The sequence below is a fragment of the Mycobacterium sp. 3-98 genome (genome assembly GCF_035918355.1).
Classification (GTDB): Bacteria; Actinomycetota; Actinomycetes; order Mycobacteriales; family Mycobacteriaceae; genus Mycobacterium; species Mycobacterium intracellulare.
Genome location: NZ_CP142360.1, coordinates 1504858 through 1521963, shown reverse-complemented (window position 1 = coordinate 1521963; position 17106 = coordinate 1504858). Strand labels below are relative to the sequence as shown.

18 protein-coding genes are annotated in these 17106 nt (G+C 70.4%); 6 read left to right on the top strand and 12 right to left on the bottom strand.

Annotated elements, in window-relative coordinates; all coding sequences use genetic code 11:
- Positions 1-756: an endonuclease VIII Nei2 gene (nei2, locus tag QGN30_RS07460; protein WP_225346336.1), complete on the top strand. Its 756-nt coding sequence runs from the start codon at positions 1-3 to the stop codon at positions 754-756.
- Here the strand turns inward: nei2 and QGN30_RS07455 are convergent.
- Positions 753-1670, bottom strand: coding sequence for an extracellular catalytic domain type 1 short-chain-length polyhydroxyalkanoate depolymerase (locus QGN30_RS07455; protein WP_014383210.1), 918 nt, complete (start codon positions 1668-1670; stop codon positions 753-755). The two genes, nei2 and QGN30_RS07455, sit on opposite strands and share 4 nt — an antisense overlap.
- 191 nt (positions 1671-1861) lie before the next feature.
- Between QGN30_RS07455 and QGN30_RS07450 the strand changes: the two genes are divergently transcribed.
- Both QGN30_RS07450 and QGN30_RS07445 read left to right on the top strand, forming a co-directional pair.
- Positions 1862-2221: a DUF732 domain-containing protein gene (locus QGN30_RS07450; protein ID WP_008259948.1), complete on the top strand. Its 360-nt coding sequence runs from the start codon at positions 1862-1864 to the stop codon at positions 2219-2221.
- A gap of 85 nt (positions 2222-2306) precedes the next feature.
- Entirely contained in the window at positions 2307-2522 is a 216-nt protein-coding gene (locus tag QGN30_RS07445) for a hypothetical protein (RefSeq protein ID WP_225346335.1), read from the top strand.
- A 7-nt stretch (positions 2523-2529) separates the two neighbouring features.
- On the opposite strand, the gene QGN30_RS07440 is transcribed toward QGN30_RS07445, so the two are convergent.
- From QGN30_RS07440 to QGN30_RS07405, 8 genes are all read right to left on the bottom strand, one after another.
- Complete coding sequence (locus tag QGN30_RS07440) at positions 2530-3537, bottom strand: magnesium transporter CorA family protein (RefSeq protein ID WP_014385705.1); 1008 nt, start codon at positions 3535-3537, stop codon at positions 2530-2532.
- A gap of 12 nt (positions 3538-3549) precedes the next feature.
- The gene (locus tag QGN30_RS07435; protein WP_248923223.1) at positions 3550-4698 is read right to left on the bottom strand and encodes a PPE family protein; all 1149 of its coding nucleotides are present in this window, start codon (positions 4696-4698) and stop codon (positions 3550-3552) included.
- 142 nt (positions 4699-4840) lie between these two features.
- Positions 4841-5971 (bottom strand): PPE family protein, encoded by a 1131-nt coding sequence (locus tag QGN30_RS07430; protein ID WP_225346334.1) that lies wholly within the window; start codon positions 5969-5971, stop codon positions 4841-4843.
- A 226-nt stretch (positions 5972-6197) separates the two neighbouring features.
- Positions 6198-7004: an MBL fold metallo-hydrolase gene (locus tag QGN30_RS07425; protein ID WP_095562893.1), complete on the bottom strand. Its 807-nt coding sequence runs from the start codon at positions 7002-7004 to the stop codon at positions 6198-6200.
- Between the two features lie 49 nt (positions 7005-7053).
- Complete coding sequence (locus QGN30_RS07420; RefSeq protein ID WP_042913223.1) at positions 7054-7341, bottom strand: CDGP domain-containing protein; 288 nt, start codon at positions 7339-7341, stop codon at positions 7054-7056.
- A gap of 58 nt (positions 7342-7399) precedes the next feature.
- Entirely contained in the window at positions 7400-8281 is an 882-nt protein-coding gene (locus tag QGN30_RS07415; protein ID WP_225346333.1) for a pseudouridine synthase, read from the bottom strand.
- Entirely contained in the window at positions 8278-10032 is a 1755-nt protein-coding gene (locus QGN30_RS07410; protein ID WP_038537400.1) for a glycerol-3-phosphate dehydrogenase/oxidase, read from the bottom strand. The genes QGN30_RS07415 and QGN30_RS07410 overlap by 4 nt, the downstream gene beginning before the upstream one ends.
- A 59-nt stretch (positions 10033-10091) precedes the next feature.
- Entirely contained in the window at positions 10092-11507 is a 1416-nt protein-coding gene (locus QGN30_RS07405; protein ID WP_014385710.1) for an NAD(P)H-quinone dehydrogenase, read from the bottom strand.
- An 82-nt stretch (positions 11508-11589) separates the two neighbouring features.
- Between QGN30_RS07405 and QGN30_RS07400 the strand changes: the two genes are divergently transcribed.
- Both QGN30_RS07400 and QGN30_RS07395 read left to right on the top strand, forming a co-directional pair.
- Positions 11590-12069 (top strand): gamma-glutamylcyclotransferase, encoded by a 480-nt coding sequence (locus QGN30_RS07400; RefSeq protein ID WP_008259963.1) that lies wholly within the window; start codon positions 11590-11592, stop codon positions 12067-12069.
- 165 nt (positions 12070-12234) lie between these two features.
- On the top strand, positions 12235-13068 hold the full coding sequence (locus QGN30_RS07395; protein WP_225346332.1) for an alpha/beta hydrolase: 834 nt from the start codon (positions 12235-12237) through the stop codon (positions 13066-13068).
- On the opposite strand, the gene QGN30_RS07390 is transcribed toward QGN30_RS07395, so the two are convergent.
- Genes QGN30_RS07390 through QGN30_RS07380 form a run of 3 tightly spaced genes read right to left on the bottom strand, consistent with a single transcriptional unit; the run spans position 13065 to position 16104 of the window.
- The gene (locus QGN30_RS07390) at positions 13065-14243 is read right to left on the bottom strand and encodes a M20 family metallopeptidase (protein ID WP_009954070.1); all 1179 of its coding nucleotides are present in this window, start codon (positions 14241-14243) and stop codon (positions 13065-13067) included. The two genes, QGN30_RS07395 and QGN30_RS07390, sit on opposite strands and share 4 nt — an antisense overlap.
- Positions 14240-15442, bottom strand: a complete 1203-nt coding sequence (locus QGN30_RS07385) for a M20 family metallopeptidase (RefSeq protein ID WP_009954071.1) — start codon at positions 15440-15442, stop codon at positions 14240-14242. Before QGN30_RS07385 ends, QGN30_RS07390 begins: the two co-directional genes overlap by 4 nt.
- 47 nt (positions 15443-15489) lie before the next feature.
- Positions 15490-16104, bottom strand: a complete 615-nt coding sequence (locus tag QGN30_RS07380) for a cutinase family protein (protein ID WP_225346341.1) — start codon at positions 16102-16104, stop codon at positions 15490-15492.
- Between the two features lie 170 nt (positions 16105-16274).
- On the opposite strand from QGN30_RS07380, the gene QGN30_RS07375 reads away from it, so the two are divergent.
- Entirely contained in the window at positions 16275-17102 is an 828-nt protein-coding gene (locus tag QGN30_RS07375) for a purine-nucleoside phosphorylase (protein ID WP_014385715.1), read from the top strand.
- The last annotated feature ends 4 nt before the right edge of the window (positions 17103-17106 follow it).

Below are 17106 nucleotides of genomic sequence, written 5' to 3'. Positions count from 1 at the left end.
ATGCCCGAAGGTGACACCGTCTGGCACACCGCCACCGTGCTGCGCGAGCACCTGGTCGGCGCGACGCTGACCCGATGCGACGTTCGGGTGCCGCGGTTCGCCACCGTCGACCTCACCGGCGAGGTGGTCGACGAGGTCGTCAGCCGCGGCAAGCACCTGTTCATCCGGGTGGGACGGGCCAGTATTCACTCGCATCTGAAGATGGAGGGCAGCTGGCGGGTCGGCGAGCGCCCGGTGCGGGTCGACCATCGGGCGCGCATCGTGTTGGAGACCGGCACCGTCCGGGCCGTCGGCGTCGACCTGGGCGTGCTGGAGATACTGGACCGCGACCGGGACGGCGAGGCCGTCGCGCACCTGGGACCCGATCTGCTGGGCGAGGATTGGGACGCCGCGCGTGCCGCGGCCAACCTGATGGCCGACCCGCACCGGCCGATCGCCGAGGCGCTCTTGGACCAGCGGGTGCTGGCCGGGATCGGCAACGTCTATTGCAACGAATTGTGTTTTGTCAGCGGGCATCTGCCCACCGCGCCGGTGGGCGCCATCGCTGATCCGCTCCGGCTGGTCTCCCGCGCACGAGAAATGCTGTGGCTCAACCGCTTTCGCTGGAATCGGTGCACCACCGGTGACACCCGCAGCGGGCGCCAGCTCTGGGTATACGGGCGCGCCGGGCAGCGCTGCCGTCGCTGCGCCACCCCCATCAACGTCGACGACACGAAAGAGCGGGTGGCCTACTGGTGCCCGTCGTGTCAGCGCTAGTCCCGTGCGTGCGCGAGGAAAAACTGGGCGATGGCCTCCGACCCGTCGAGCGCGTGCGTGGTGGGCCCGATGACGGCCGCGGGCAGATATTGCTTGCCGCCCGGCCAGGTGTGCCCGCCCTTGTCGATCTTGTAGAACACCACCTCGGTGGACGCCGCACACGCCGCGGAGACAAACCGGCGGACGACCGTGCCGTCGCGGACGTCGGGCAGCAGCTCCATTGACGGTTCGCCGGCGCACCCGTCCGCCGCGCGCCACTTGGCCACCATGGCATCCGCCGAGATGGAATGGCTGAGCCCGCCACGGCCGCGGACCGCGCCACCCTTGAACGGCACCAGCGGGTCGGCGGTCCCGTGCGCCTCCCACACCGACACCGGCCGCGACGGGTTGCAGGCCACACCCACGCCCAGGGTGCCGGCCACCGGCGCCGCGGCGGCGAAGACGTCGGCCCGGTCGCAGGCCAGCCGGTTGGACATGAAGCCGCCATTGGACATCCCCGTGACGAAAACGTGTCCGGGCGCGATGTTGAAGTCGTTTCGCAGCTTGCCCACCAGCCCGACGAGGAAGGCCACGTCGTCGATGTGGCGGCGATCCGCGGGTGACGCGCCGCGCCCGTCGGCCCAGCTCTTGTCGTACCCGTCGGGGTAGACGACCAACAGGTCGTGGGCGTCAGCAACGGAGTTGAACCCCGTCAGCGCGCGCTGCGCGATCCCGGTTCCGCCGCCGCCGTGCAGACTGAGCACCAGGCCGATGGGGTCGCCCGCCGGCACGTGCAACATGTAGGTTCGGTCCATGCCGCCGGATCGGAACGTACCGGAAACGTCTCGAGCGCTTGCCGCCGACACGTGCCGCACCCCGCAGCCGGCCACGCATATCGCCACCACAGCGAGCCACAGCCATCGCGCGTACGGCATGTTGTCAGGTCGCCGACGGCGCAGCGACGGACAACGAACGGTTACGCGCCGCCGAAAACAGAGCAAACATTGATGTGGCACGGACCGCATTATCGGCGATCCTCCATCGGGTAACGCCGCGGCGTGCGAGCATTCGAACTGGCCCCGCCCTCAGCAAGCTACGGCTCTTCTGTTCCACGGGAGTATCACAGATGACGAGCACCCAGATCCGCAAGCCCGGCCGGGCGCGGTCGCTCCTGGCTATCGGCGCCGTGCCGGTCGCCGGCCTACTCAGCGCGATGACGGCGCCGGCGACCACGCACGCCACCTCCGCCGATGACGCGTTCCTCGCCGCGCTGAAAGCCAAGGGGATCAATTTCGAGTCGCCCGAGGCGGTGGTCAACTCCGGTCATACCGTGTGCCACGAACTCGATTCGGGCCAAACGCCGGAACAGGTTGCCAACAACGTGCTGTCCAGCAGTTCGCTGGACAGCTATCACGCCGGTTACTTCGTCGGCGTCAGCATCAAGGCGTACTGCCCCAAGTACGCGGCGGCGGCATCCGGGTCCTGAAATTTACAGCCGGTTGACAGACTGGTGACCAATTCGCGGCTAAAGTTGGAACATCCGAAACTAATGTGACGACCACAAGGCCAAAATGATTCCGAAACTTTTGGTCGGTGTTGCGGGTGTTGCCATCGTTCTTGGCGCTTCCGGTTGGACCGCAGCATCGGCCAGCACCGACCCTAATCCCTTCAGTCATCTCAGCTGCGCCTGCAAGGAATTGGATCCACCGGGCGGCTCCGCCCAGCGCGACAAAATCAGCCAGGGCATCCAGCACGGTCTTTCCGCCGCATCCCCGGTCGCACAGTGAGCGCGGTCTAGAGCCAGTCGCGACGTTTGAACATCACGTACAGCACCACCATCAGGACGGCTATCACGCTGGTGCTGGCGGCGAATCCGGCCGCCGTACCGAAGCCCGGGTAGGGAACGTTCTGCCCGTAGAACCCGGTGATCGCCGTCGGCACGGCGATGATGGCCGCCCATCCCGTCAACTTCTTCATGACGGTGTTCAGCCGGGCGTCCTGCAGCGACAGGTTGGTCTCGAAAATCGTGGTGACCATGTCGCGCAGCGACTCCGTCCATTCGGACACCCGCAGCACGTGGTCGTAGAGGTCGGCGTACAGCGGGTCGAGCTGGCGGTCGGCGCCGTCCGAAATGCGGTGGTGCTGAATCGAATTGACCACCTCGCGCATCGGTAACGCCACCCGCCGCAGGTTCACCAGGTCCCGGCGCAACCCGAAGGTGCGGCGCGCAAAGTCGCCCTTGCGCGACGTGCCGTCGAACAACTCGTCCTCGATGGCCTCGATGCCGTCGTCGAGGGCCTCGACGGCGGCGAAATGGCTGTCGACCACGACGTCGAGCAGGCCGTGCACCAGGGCGCCGACGCCGTAGGCCTGGCCGCCGATCTCCTCCCACCGCCGGGTCACCAGCGCCATGTCGAAGTCGGGCGTCAGGCGCACGGTGATCAACCCCTGCGGCAGCACGAACGCCGAGATGCGGCGCATCGACAGCGTGCGACCGGGGGCGTCGACGACGTTCGTTGCGGCGCCGGCGATCTCGGCGGCGTACACGGTGAAGAAGGTGTGGGTCTCGTAGCCGGTGGCTTTGACCCGTTCGGCCGCCGCCACGGCGTCTTCCACCGCCCAACGGTTCAGGCCGAGCTCGCCGGCCAGGCCGCCCAGGGTGTCGTGGTCGGGATTGCACAGGTCGGCCCACACCAGGGTGTCGGGCTCGGCGAGGTAGTCCGAGATCTTGCCGAACTCGAAGTCGTCCTGCGCCTTGCCGCCGCGCCACACGCGGCCCTGGATCTGCGGAGCGGTCTGCACCAGGCGATCTTCTCAGCCCGCCGACGGCGGACGGTGCATCACCGTGCCCGGAAGCTCCGCGCCGTACTCGATGTCGTCGTAGTCGCGGCCCTTGCGGCGGCGAGCGCCGCTCGCACCCGAGCCGGGGCGCACCGGGGCCATCGGGAGCATGGGCGGCTCCGCGCCGCCCGGGGGGAGCGGCGACACCGCCGAGGCGAGCTGCACCGGCGCCTGCGAGGTTCCCAGCATTCCCACCGTCGCGGGCGGCATGGTCAGGTGGCCCAGCGAAATTCCCACACCCAGCGCCGCTCGGGGCGCCAGTGACGACCCCGCGGCGCCGATCGCGCTGACGAGCCGCGTCTCCGCCGAGGCCAGCGCCGCGGCGCCGTCCGCCAACCCCGGACCGATGTCCTCGCCCAGCGACGCAAACGCGTGGGCGGTGGCCAATTGGGCCCACACACCCAGGATGTTGACGGGCACCCCGCCCGCGATGGTCTGGTTCCCCCAGGTGCTCCAGTACCCGAACCAGCCCTCGTTGGGGTCGAAAGCGTCTGCGGCGCTTGACCCTTGGCCGATCGAGTCGGCGGCCAGGAGCTGCGCCCCGGAATTGCCCGTGGTCGCCGCGTGCACCATGGCGGCCTGTGTCGTGGCCCCCGAGGGGTTGGCCACCTCGGGCGGCGGCGAGAACTGCGGCAGCTTGACCGCGCCCGCCGAGGTCGCGGCGTAGCGATACATGGCCGCGGAGTTGTTCACCCACATGGTGTGGTACTCGGCCTCGGTTTCGGCGATGGCCGGGTAATTGACCCCGAAGAAGTTGGTGGCCAACAACATCGCCAGGCGCGCCCGGTTGGCGGCCACCAGCGAGGGATGAACCACCGTCCAGTGGGTCCATTCGAACGCAGCGGCAACGACTTGCACCGACGCCGCGGTCTGCTGGCACTGCTGCGCGGTGAGGCGCAGCCAGGCGAGATAGGGTTCCAGCGCCTGGGCCATCGCCATCGACGACGGACCGTGCCACGTCGTGGACAGCCACGACAGCTCCGCGGTGTAGCTACTCGCCGATTGCTCCAGCTCGGCGCTCAATTCCTGCCAGAAGCCGGCGGCTTCGATAAGTGACCAAGCGCCGGGTCCGGAGTGGATCAGCGCCGAGATTATCTCGGGCGGCAGTATCCCAAAATCCATGAACCTTTACCTTGGGGAAGAAGTGGGTTGGGCGAGCGCCGCGCGTCGGCGCGGGTGCTGGTGGCCGCTGAGGGACCTGTCAGACCCGGCCTACCCGGTGCATGCGATCGGCGCCCGCAGTCGTGCGGCGCCACCGTCAATGTCATCCGGCCGACGGGTTTCGAGGCATCACTTTGCCTTTGACCTCCCGGCCCACGGCAACGTCCTCGTACTTTTGCTGTTTGCGTTTTCGCCAGCCGGTGCCCGCCGAGGCGGTCGGCGGCGGCACCATCATCGGCATCATGGGAAATCCGGATTCCGCGGCGGGCAGCGGGGACGCCGTGGACGCGAGTTGTACCCCGGTCGGTGTGCCCGGCAGCAGGCCGACCACGGCGGGGGGCGCGGTCAACTTGCCCAGCGAGACGCCGACGCCCAGCGCGCCGGTCGGCGCCGACGCTCCCGCGCCGATGCCCTTGATCGCGTTGGCCAGGGTGGCCGAGGTCAGTCCCAGGCCCTCCGACAGGCCGGAGCCGATGTCACCGCCCACGGACGCGACCCCTTGCGCGGTCGCCAACTGCGCCCACACACCGAGCAGATTGATGGGGAAACCCGACGAGATGAACTGGTTGCCCCAGGTGCTCGCCCAGCCGAACCAGCTGGCGTTGGGGTCGAAGCCGGTGACGCTGTCGCCGAGCGCGTCCTGGACCTGCGGACCGAACGAGTCACTCGCGGCTTTCATCACCGCCGCCTCTTGGTTGGCCGTCCCGTCCGGATTGGTGTCGGGAACCGGCGAGGTGAACCGGGACAGCTGCCCCGTCGCCTGCGACGTCGTCGCCTGATAGCGGGTCATCGCCGCGGCGTTGTTCGCCCACATGGTCTGGTATTCGTTTTCGGCCTCGGCGATCGCCGCGGTGTTGGTCCCGAACCGGTTGGTCGCCAGCAACTGCCGCAGGCGCGTCCGGTTGGCGGTGACGACCGAGGGGTGGACCACCGTGGCCCGAGTGGCGCTGAACGCCGAGGCCGCCGCCTCCGCCGAGGTGGCCATCTGCGCGGACTGCAGCGCGGTCTCGCGCAACCACAGCAGGTAAGGCTGGACGGACTGCAGCATGGCCGTCGCGGACGGGCCGTCCCACGATTCGATGAGCGAGGTCAACGTGGAGGTATAGGTGGAGACGGAATTCTCCAGTTCGACGGCCAGGCGCTGCCAGGCGCCGGCGGCCTCGATCAGCGAGCCCGCTCCGGGCCCGGTGTGGATGAGTGTCGAGGTGACCTCGGGGGGTGCTAGTAGATCCATCTCGTCTCACAATGCCCACGCTGAGAACGCCTCAGCAAATTTCCGTTAACCAGGCCGCGAAAAAGCCCCAAACTCTGTACGTCGATGCCTGCTACCTGCCGTCGGTACCTCCCAGTTCGACCGCAAGCCGCTAGGACACCCTATACCCCCAGCAACGGGCTCCTCTTCCCATTTAATCGAGCAGGGGACTTGGCCCCCGCCGCTGGTCGGGAGCGGGGGCCCTCTATCAGACGGTCACCGAGTCGCCGCGGTTCACCGTGACGATCCGGTCGCCCAGCCCGCGACGCTGCATTTGCCGGGTGAAGTCGGACAGCGGCGACGCGAACACCGCGTAGTCGTCGAAGTGCACCGGGATGGCCTTCGGCAGGCCCAGCATCGCGACGAGTTCGGCCCCCTGGCGACCGTCCATGGTTACGGTCAGCCCGAACGGAAGCCGCCGGCCGGCCGGCAGCCGGGTGCCGCCGAGGTGCAGCATGCCGACGTCGATCGGGTCGAACCGCGCCGGGATCTCGTTGAGCTCCTGGATCAGCAGAGTGTCCCCGGAGATGTAGAGCCGGCGCCGGGGTGCGCCGTCGGCGGAGCCGATCTCGACCATGGTGCCCATCACCGGCGGCAGCAGGCGCCGGCTCCACCCCGGCGCGTGGCGCCCGGGCAGCGACGTGAGGGTCACGGTGGTGTCGCCCTTGGTGATCGTGTGCTGCTGCCAGGTTTGCAGGCCGCGCGCGTGCGCGAAGCCGCGGTGGTGCAGGCGTTTGGCGGCGTGCGGCGTCGTGATGATGGGCAGGTCGTGGTCGAGACCCCGCTGCGACACCCTGTCCCAGTGGTCGCCGTGCAGATGGGAGAGCACGACGGCGTCGAGGCGCGGAAGTTCGTCGATGCCCAACGCCGGCTCCTTCAGGCGCTTGGACACCAGCCCGTGGCCGAGGTAGGCGCGTTGCCCGCGGTGCAGGAAATTCGGATCGGTCAGCAGCGTCAGCCCGCCGACGGAAATCAGCGTGGTGGCGTTGCCGACGAACGTGACGGCGATGTCCATACGCGCGGGCTACCCGATCCCGGGCGGTCCACGCCGCGGGTTGCCCGCCTCAGTCGATGTGCGACGGGGGGTCGGCGAACGCGAGGTCCGACGGGCGCTGGTCGGGACCCATCACGTCGCAGTGCCCGTCGGGCACGAGGTAGGAACTGGCGCCGTTGGGAATCAGGCGGGTGACGGCCACGCAGCGTTGCCAGGTGCCGTCGGGCTGGACGGGCCCGTCGCACTTGCTGAGCACGCCTCCCCCGTACTGGCAGCCTGCGCTCACCGGCGGTGCCCAGGCGATGAGCCCGGCGGCCATCAGCAGGGCCGCCGATCCCGACACGATGCCGCGCTTCATGGTCGCCTCCCGTCACCTCGCCCCTGGGGCCCTGCGGCGTTGCCGACTGCTTGTGACGCTACCGCTTGCACACCCTGTCCGCGTAGGGATCACAGCGGCTGACGAACTCGCGCCGCACGCCCGAGCGCGGGTCGGTGAACTCGATGCGCCGTGCCAACAACCGCAGCGGTGTGCTGAAGTCGTCGGGCGCAACGTCAATCACGTTGGGGTACAACGGATCCCCCTCGATCGGTATCCCCAGCGAGGCCATGTGCACGCGCAGCTGGTGGGTACGCCCGGTGCGCGGGGTCAGCCGGTAGAGGCCGTCCGCGCTCACCAGCTCCACCAGCGTCTCGGCGTTGGCCGCTCCCGGCTCGCAGACCGCCTGCAGCTGACCCCGGCGCTTGACGATGCGGCTTTTCACCACGCGGGGCAACCGCAGCGCCGGGTCCACGGCGGCGCGGGCCAGATACGTCTTGTCCACCAGGCCCCGCGAGAACAGCGTCTGGAACGCGCCCCGCATTTCGCGGCGCGCGGTGAACACCAGCACGCCGGCGGTCAGCCGGTCCAGCCGGTGCGCCGGGCTCAGCTCGGGCAGGTCCAGCTCCCGGCGCAGCCGCACCAGCGCGCTCTGCGCGACGTGGCGTCCCCGCGGCATGGTGGCCACGAAGTGGGGCTTGTCGACGACCACGATGTCGTCATCGCGATAGAGCACCGGGATCTCGAACGGCACCGGCACCTCGTCGGGCAGCTCGCGGTAGAGGTAGACGCTCGCCCCGGCGGGCAGCACGGTCTTGGCATCGATCACCGCGCCGTCGGCGCCCACCACCTCCCCGGCCAGCACCTTGGCGCGGGCCGGCGCGCCGAACCGGGCGCTCAGCTCGGCCAGCACCGGTCCGCCCCGCAGCCGCACCCGCGCCGGGCCGAGCCCGTCACGCACGGGAAGCGGGGCGGGCCTCACTTGAGCGGGACCGGCTCGAGGATCTCGGCGCGGGCCTCGGGCGCGCTGGCCCGCAATTCGTCGGCCGACACGTCGTCGGGCTGGGCCTGGGACAGCACCTCGGCCTCCACCCGGGCGGTGTAGTTGGCGACCTCGCGGTCGATGTCCGCCGCGGACCAATTCAGCACCGGCGCAACCACATCCGCGACCTCGCGGGCGCAGTCGACACCGCGGTGTGAGTATTCGATGGAGATGCGCATCCGGCGGGCCAGGACGTCCTCCAGATGCAAGGCCCCCTCGGCGGTTACGGCATAGAGCGCCTCGACCCGCAGGTAGCCCGGCGCTTCCTTGATCGGGTCGAGCAGGTCGGGGCGGTCGTCCGCCAACGCCAGCACGTCACCGATCAGCGAGCCGTAGCGGTCCAGCAGGTGGCGCACCCGGTAGGGGTGCAGCCCCTGCAGCTCGGCGACGTGCTCGGCCTGGTTGATGAGCGCGAAGTAACCGTCGGCGCCCAGCAGGCTGACCTTCTCGGTGATCGACGGCGCCACCCGCGCCGGAATGAATTGGGCCGCAGCGTCAATCGCGTCCGCGGCCATCACCCGGTAGGTGGTGTACTTGCCGCCCGCGATGGCCACCAATCCCGGCGCGGGCACCGCCACGGCGTGCTCGCGGGACAGCTTCGAGGTTTCCTCGCTCTCCCCGGCCAGCAGCGGCCGCAGCCCGGCGTACACCCCGTCGATGTCGGCGTGGGTCAGCGGGATGGCCAGCACCGTGTTGACCGTGGTGAGGATGTAGTCGATGTCGGCCTTGGTGGCCGCGGGATGGGCCAGGTCGAGATTCCAGTCGGTGTCGGTGGTGCCGATGATCCAGTGGCTGCCCCACGGGATGACGAACATCACCGACTTCTCGGTGCGCAGGATGATCGCGACGTCGCTGACGATGCGGTCGCGCGGCACCACGATGTGCACGCCCTTGGAGGCCCGCACCTGAAATCGCCCGCGCTGCTTGGACAATGCCTGGATCTCGTCGGTCCACACCCCGGTCGCGTTGACCACCACGTGGCCGCGGACTTCGGTGACCGCGCCGTCCTCGGAATCGCGGACCCGCACCCCGGTCACCCGATCGCCCTCGCGCAGCAGGGCGACGACCTGGGTGGAGGTACGCACCACCGCGCCGTAATGCGCTGCGGTGCGCGCGACGGTCATGGTGTGCCGGGCGTCGTCGACGACCGTGTCGTAGTAACGGATTCCGCCGATCAACGAGCTGCGCTTGAGGCCCGGGCTCAACCGCAACGCGCCCGCACGGGTCAAATGCTTTTGTGCCGGAACGGATTTCGCGCCACCCATCCGGTCGTAGAGAAAGATGCCGGCGGCGACGTAGGGCCGTTCCCACACGCGGTTGGTCAGCGGGAACAGGAACGGCATCGGCTTGACCAGGTGCGGCGCCAGCGTGGTCAGCGACAGCTCGCGCTCGTAGAGCGCCTCGCGGACCAGGCCGAACTCCAGTTGCTCGAGGTAGCGCAGGCCGCCGTGGAACATCTTCGACGAGCGGCTCGAGGTGCCCGAGGCGAAGTCGCGCGCCTCCACCAGCGCCACCTTGAGCCCGCGGGTCGCGGCGTCCAGCGCGCAGCCCGAACCCACCACGCCGCCGCCGATCACGACCACGTCGAACTGCTCGGCGCCCAGCCGGTCCCAGGCCGCCTGCCGCTGTTCCGGACCCAGCACGGACACCGGCGAGCTTCGCTGGGTGGACGCGTGGATGGGATCAGTCACGACCTGGACTCCTCACTGGGTTACTCGTCAGTAGGGGCGTGCTGCACCAAGGCTAACCGCTAGTCCAGATCGTCGTGCGCCATCAGCCGCCGCGCCGCCTCGGTGATCGAGCCGGACAGCGACGGATACACCGCCAGCGTCTGCGCCAGCTCGTTGACCGTGATGCGGTTCTGCACTGCCACGGCGATCGGCAGGATCAGCTCGGAGGCGATCGGCGCCACCACCACGCCGCCGATCACCACGCCGGTGGACTTGCGGCAGAACACCTTCACGAAGCCCTGCCGCAGCCCGGACATCTTCGCGCGCGCGTTGGTGCGCAGCGGCAGCATGATCGTGCGCGCCGACACCGAACCGTCGTCGATCATGGTCTGCGGCACCCCGACGGCGGCGATCTCGGGGCGGGTGAACACCGTCGCCGCCACCGTGCGCAACCGGATCGGGCTGACGCCCTCGCCCAGCGCGTGATACATCGCGATGCGGCCCTGCATGGCCGCGACCGAGGCCAGCGGCAGCAGGCCGGTGCAGTCGCCGGCGGCGTAGATGCCGGACACCGAGGTCCGCGACACCCGGTCCACGGTCAGGTAGCCGCCGCGGCCCAGCTCGATGCCGACCCGTTCGAGGCCCAGGCCGCTGGTGTTGGGCACCGAACCGATGGTCATCAGCGCGTGGCTGCCCTCCACGGTGCGCCCGTCGGCCAGGGTGACCAGCACGCCGTCCCCGGTGCGGGTGACCGACGCGGCGCGGGCGTTCTTCACCAGCTTCACGCCGCGCTCGGAGAACGCGGCCTCCAGCACCCGGGCGGCGTCGGCGTCCTCATACGGCAGCACCCGGTCGCGGCTGGCGACGACCGTCACCGGCACACCCAATTCGGTGTAGGCGTGCACGAACTCCGCCCCGGTGACCCCCGACCCGACCACGATGAGGTGCTCGGGCAGCGCCTCCAGGTCGTAGAGCTGGCGCCAGGTCAGGATGCGCTCGCCGTCGGGCTGGGCCGACGGCAGCACCCGCGGGCTGGCGCCGGTGGCGATCAGCACCACGTCGGCCTCGTACTCGCTGGTGGTGCCGTCCTGGGCGGTTGCCTTGATGTTGTGGCGGGCCAGCCCGGGCGTGGGGTCGATCAGCTCGCCGCGGCCGGCCACCACGTGCACTCCCACGCCGAGCAGCTGATCGGCGATGTCGGACGACTGATCGGTGGCGAGTTGCTTGACGCGGGAGTGGATCTGCCGCAGCGAGAGCTTGGCGTCGTCGATGTCGATCTCGAAGCCCAGCCGCGGCGCGCGGCGCAGCTCGGTGCGCAGCCAGGTCGACGCGATGAACGTCTTGGACGGCACGCAGTCGTCCAGGACGGCGGCCCCGCCGATGCCCTCGGACTCGATGACGGTGACGTGCGTCGTGTCGGGGTGGGAAGTGGCGGCCACCAGCGCGGCTTCGTAACCGGCCGGGCCGCCACCGAGGATCACGATGCGCGTCGCCACAGCCCTAACCTAACGAAGCCGGGCGCACGCCGCCCAACGCTCGGGGGAAGACCGGGCCAGCTCGGACGTCTAAGCTTTCCCCGTGCCGCTCTACGCCGCGTACGGGTCGAACATGGACCCCGAACAGATGCTGAAGCGCGCACCCCATTCGCCGATGGCCGGAACGGGCTGGCTGCACGGGTGGCGGTTGACGTTCGGCGGCGAGGACATCGGCTGGGAGGGCGCGCTGGCGACCGTGGTCGAGGATCCGGACTCCAAGGTGTTCGTCGTCCTCTACGACATGACACCGGCCGACGAGGTCAACCTGGACCGCTGGGAGGGCTCGGAGTTCGGCGTCCACCAGAAGATCCGCTGCCGGGTCGAGCGCATCTCGTCGGACACCACCACCGACCCGGTCCTGGCGTGGCTGTACGTGCTGGACGCGTGGGAGGGCGGACTACCGTCGGCCCGATACCTCGGGGTCATGGCGGACGCCGCCGAAATCGCAGGTGCGCCAAGCGATTACGTGCACAGCCTGCGCACTCGACCGGCCCGCAACATCGGCCCGGGCACCAGCGCCTGAAAAATCACTCGCCTCTGGGCGATCAGGAGTGTAAACAGACAGACCGAAAACCTACGCGTACTTCCACGGAAGGAAATTCGACTGTCAATCCTGTCCGCACCGCCGGTCGCCGACGCACTGGCGCGGGCGTTCGCCGCCGCCGTCAACCCGGCCCCCAAGGCCGCCGTGCGCTTCCCCGAGGTTTCGGGCCGCACGAGCGAAATCACCGTCCCCACCCGGCACGGCCCCACCCGCGCGACCGTCTATCACCCGCCGGCCGGCACCACCGACCCGCCCGTCTATGTCAACGTGCACGGCGGCGGGTTCGTGGTCGGGCACCCCGAACAGGACGACCCGTGGTGCCGCTATCTGGCCGCCAACGCGGGCGTGGTGGTGATCAACCCCGACTACGTGCTGGCGCCGCTTCACCGCTTTCCCGCCGCGGTGCACCAGATCTATGACGTGGTGCGCTGGGCGGCCGGCCCACACCCCGACTGGGACGGTGCCCGGCTGTGCGTCGGCGGCCAGAGCGCGGGCGGCAACCTGTCCGCCGCGGCGGCCCGGCTCGCGTGGGAGAACGGCGGCCCGCCGATCGCGTTCCAGGTGTTGCACTACGCCCCGCTTGACCTGGTCACGCCCACCCGCGACAAGCCGTCCACCCTCGGCCGCCGGGCGATCATGAAACCGTGGATGGGCGAGGTCTTCGACACCGCCTACATACCCGAGCGGGCGCAGCGGCGCGACCGCCTGGCCTCGCCCGCCTGGGGGAACAACGCCGACGACATCGCCGGCATCGCGCCGGCGCTGGTCGTGACGGCCGAGCACGACCGCCTTTGCGGCGAAGCCCGCCGGTACGCAAAGAAGCTGGACGCGGCCGGCGCGTTGGCGGAGTACTACGAGGTGGCCGGCGTCGACCACGGATACAACATCATGAGCCGGGCCGGCGACGTCACGCGCCGCGCGTACGCCCACATCGCCGGCCACGTCGTGCGCGCCACCAACCGCGACGGCGCCCGCTAAGACCGCTCGAACGCCGCCGACTGCTCGACGATGTTGGCCAGCACCCGCACCCCGATCGCCAGGGCCCGCTCGTCGAGATTGAACGTCGGCTGGTGCAGGTCCAGCTGCGGCCCCACCCCCGGCCACACCCCCAGCCGCGCCATCGCGCCCGGGATCTCCTCCAGGTACCAGGAGAAGTCCTCGCCGCCCCCGGACTGGCGGGTGTCGGCCAGCGCGTCGGGGCCGACGGCCTCGATCGCGTGGGTGAGGATGCGCGTCGAGACGTCCTCGTTGACCACCGGCGGCACGCCGCGGCGGTATTGCAGCGTGTGCTCGATGGCCAGCGGCGCCAGCAGCCCGGCCACGGTCTCGCGGATGATCTCCTCGAGCCCCACCCAGGTCTGCCGGCTGGCGGTGCGCACGGTGCCGGCCAGCACGCCGGTCTGCGGGATGGCGTTGGCGGCCACGCCGGCGTTGACCGCCCCCCACACCAGCACGGTGCCGTTACGCGGGTCGATGCGCCGCGACAACACCCCGGGCAGGCCGGTGATCAGCGTGCCCAGCCCGTACACCAGGTCGGCGGTCAGGTGGGGACGCGAGGTGTGGCCGCCGGGCGAGTACAGCGTGATCTCGATCTGGTCGGCGGCCGAGGTGATGGGGCCGTGCCGGACCGCGATCTTGCCGACCTCCAGCCGGGGATCACAGTGCAGCGCGAAGATCCGGGACACCCCGCTGATGGCGCCGGCCGCGATGGCGTCGATCGCCCCGCCGGGCATGAGTTCCTCGGCGGCCTGGAAGAGCAACCGCACCCCGATCGGCAGCTCGGGGACCGACGCCAGCACCAGGGCCGTGCCCAGCAGGATGGCGGTGTGCGCGTCGTGGCCGCAGGCGTGCGCGACGTTGGGCATGGTGGACGCGTAGGGGGCGCCGGTGCGTTCGGCCATCGGCAGGGCGTCCATGTCGGCCCGCAGCGCGATCCGGGGCTCGTGCTCGGGGCCGATGTCGCAGACCAGTCCCGTACCGCCGGGCAACACCTTCGGGTTGAGCCCCGCTTCGGCCAGCCGCTCGGCGACGAACTGGGTGGTGGCGTACTCCTGGCGGCCCAACTCGGGGTAGCGGTGGATGTGCCGGCGCCATTCGACCAGGTCTGCGTGATGAGAGGCCAGCCAGGATTCGGCGGCGTCGGCGAGTCTCATGCGCGCTCCCCGCCGCGTCTGCGTTCGTGCGCCGCCATCACCCGGTCGCGTTCGGCGGGCGTCTGGGCCAGCTGGACCACCGTGCGCGCCAGCATGATCGCACCCTCGATCACGGCGCGGTCGGCGCTGGGGTTGGTGGCGGCCTCGGCGAAGCCGCGCTGGTGCACCATGGCCCCGCCGGAGTCGAGCCCGATCACCGGGTGGATCCCCGGCAGCGCCTTGGTCACGTTGCCCATGTCGGTGCTGCCCATGGGCAGCGCCGCCTCGTACTCGCGGGCCACCGGCTCGCGGCCGAGCCGTCGCATCTCCTCGCGAAAGACGTCGGCCAGCCATTGGTCGGGGGTGAGTTCGTCGTAGGCGGGTGCCGGGTTGTCGATGTCGTATTCGCAGCCGGTGGCCAGCGCGCCCGCGGCGAAGCAGGCGTACATCCTGCCCTCGAGTTCCCGGAGCGAGTCGGCTTCGACCGCGCGCATCGCGTACTGAAGCTTCGCGCGCCCGGGGATGACGTTGACCGCCTGCCCGCCGTCGGTGACGATCCCGTGCACCAGCTGCCCGGGCGCCAGTTGCTGGCGCAGCAGCCCGACGGCCACCTGCGCGACGGTCACGGCGTCGGCGGCATTGATCCCGAGGTGCGGCGCGACGGCGGCGTGGGATTCCGTGCCGCGGTACGTGATGGTCGCCTCGGACAGCGCCAGCGAGCGGGCCGCGGCGATATCCGTCGGCCCGGGATGGAGCATGACGGCGGCGGCGATGTCATCGAACACCCCCGCCCGCAACAACAGCGCCTTGCCGCCGCCGGCCTCCTCGGCGGGAGTCCCCAGCAGCGCCACCCGCAGGCCCAGCTCGTCGGCGACCTCGGCCAGCGCCAGCGCGGTGCCCACCGCCGAGGCGGCGATGATGTTGTGGCCGCAGGCGTGCCCGATCTCGGGCAGCGCGTCGTATTCGGCGCACACCCCGACGGTCAGCGGCCCGCTGCCGTAGTCGGCGCGGAAGGCGGTGTCCAGACCGCCGGGGGCGGCGGTGATCTCGAAGCCACGCTCGGCGACGAGTGCCTGCGCCTTGGCGCAGCTGCGGTGCTCGGCGAACGCCAGCTCGGGCTCGGCGTGAATGGCGTGCGACAACTCGACGAGGTCGCCGCCGCGCCGCCGCACGACAGCTTCGACGCTGTCCAGCAGGCTGTCTAACGGGGCGGTGGGCACTCTCGCAGTATGTCACTCACCGGCCTACGGCCCTGAGGCACTGAGGGCTACACCAGCCCGGCGATGAAACTCGCCGCCTGGCCCGGGTAGGGCGGGGCGGAGTAGTCGTGGTGCGCATCCCGGTCGCGACCGCCGACGACGCAGACGGGATCGCCTTCGCTGCACAGGTCGATGGTGCGGCCGGCGAACGCGCCCGTCGACGACAGGGGTGTGTCGAAGCGGTTGCCGGGATTGCCGAACACCGCGACGGCCCTGATCTTGTTGGCCAGGGCGGGATCCAGCGGGGGCGCCGATCCGAAGTTCCCGATGCGCTGGCCGACGGGCGGCACCCCGGCGAGCATCGAGATCGCGGCGGCGCCCTGCGAGAAGCCGCCGAGCACCAGCCGCGTGGACGGGCACTGGTCGACCATCTCCGCGATGTGGTCGCGTGCGTCGTTGGCGGCGTCGGCGGTCGTCAGGAAGTTGTAGCTGGCCGGATAGTTCACCGCATAGGAATCGACGGTGCGCGACCCCAGCGCGGGCCGCAGGGCGGCGAACAGCGCGTCGCCCACCACACCCAGGCCCGGCGGCTCGGCGGTGCCGCGGGCGAAGATCAGTTGGACGTTCGGACAATCCGCCTTGGCCGACGGCGCCGGGCCGAATGTGACCGAAACCACTGACAGCACAACACCAACGGCGATTGCAATGACCGGGCCAACCACCGGCCACCTACGAAGACTCATACGCCAGATCTTGACACATACCGGCGACACCGTCGCCGGGCCAGGTTCGATCGCCCGGCTCCTCACTCGCGCCTCACCTGCGCTCGCCGTCCCCGGGCTAGGCTCCCGCTGTGACCCAAACCTCGTCCGACCCAGGCGACCTCGCGCGCCGCGCCGCCGCGGTCATCGCCGAGCGCACCGGAATCGACGAGCATGACGTCGCCATCGTGCTCGGCTCGGGATGGTCGCCGGCGGTCGCCGCGCTCGGCACCGAGGCGATCGGGAAGACCGCCGTGCTGCCCCAGGCCGACCTGCCCGGCTTCCGGCCGCCCACCGCGATCGGGCACACCGGCGAGCTGTTGTCGATGCGCATCGGCGCACACCGGGTGCTGGTGCTCGTCGGCCGCATCCACGCCTACGAGGGCCATGACCTGTGCCACGTCGTGCACCCGGTGCGGGCGGCCTGCGCGGCCGGCGTGCGCGCGGTCGTGCTCACCAATGCGGCGGGCGGACTGCGCCCGGACATGGCCGTCGGCGAACCGGTGCTGATCAGCGACCACCTGAACCTGACCGCGCGTTCCCCGCTGGTCGGACCGCAATTCGTGGACCTGACCGACGCCTACTCCCCGCGGCTGCGCGAATTCGCCCGCCAGGCCGACCCGACGCTGACCGAGGGCGTCTACGCCGGCCTGCCCGGCCCGCACTACGAGACCCCCGCGGAAATCCGGATGCTGCGCACGCTGGGCGCCGACCTGGTCGGCATGTCGACGGTGCACGAGACCATCGCGGCGCGGGCCGCCGGCGCCGAGGTGCTCGGGGTGTCGCTGGTGACCAACCTGGCCGCCGGCATCGGCGGCGAGCCGCTCAGCCACGCCGAGGTGCTCTCCGCGGGGGCCGCGTCCGCCAGCCGGATGGGCGCCCTCCTGGCCCTGATCCTCGAGCGGCTGCCCCGGTTTTAGGGCC

Excerpts from the sequence above, each read along its gene's own strand:
- QGN30_RS07420 (WP_042913223.1), bottom strand. The coding sequence starts at position 7,341 with ATGAAGCGCGGCATCGTGTCGGGATCGGCGGCCCTGCTGATGGCCGCC.
- QGN30_RS07450 (WP_008259948.1), top strand. The coding sequence starts at position 1,862 with ATGACGAGCACCCAGATCCGCAAGCCCGGCCGGGCGCGGTCGCTCCTG.
- QGN30_RS07435 (WP_248923223.1), bottom strand. The coding sequence starts at position 4,698 with ATGGATTTTGGGATACTGCCGCCCGAGATAATCTCGGCGCTGATCCAC.
- QGN30_RS07455 (WP_014383210.1), bottom strand. The coding sequence starts at position 1,670 with ATGCCGTACGCGCGATGGCTGTGGCTCGCTGTGGTGGCGATATGCGTG.
- QGN30_RS07425 (WP_095562893.1), bottom strand. The coding sequence starts at position 7,004 with ATGGACATCGCCGTCACGTTCGTCGGCAACGCCACCACGCTGATTTCC.
- QGN30_RS07445 (WP_225346335.1), top strand. The coding sequence starts at position 2,307 with ATGATTCCGAAACTTTTGGTCGGTGTTGCGGGTGTTGCCATCGTTCTT.
- nei2 (WP_225346336.1), top strand. The coding sequence starts at position 1 with ATGCCCGAAGGTGACACCGTCTGGCACACCGCCACCGTGCTGCGCGAG.
- QGN30_RS07430 (WP_225346334.1), bottom strand. The coding sequence starts at position 5,971 with ATGGATCTACTAGCACCCCCCGAGGTCACCTCGACACTCATCCACACC.
- QGN30_RS07390 (WP_009954070.1), bottom strand. The coding sequence starts at position 14,243 with ATGAGACTCGCCGACGCCGCCGAATCCTGGCTGGCCTCTCATCACGCA.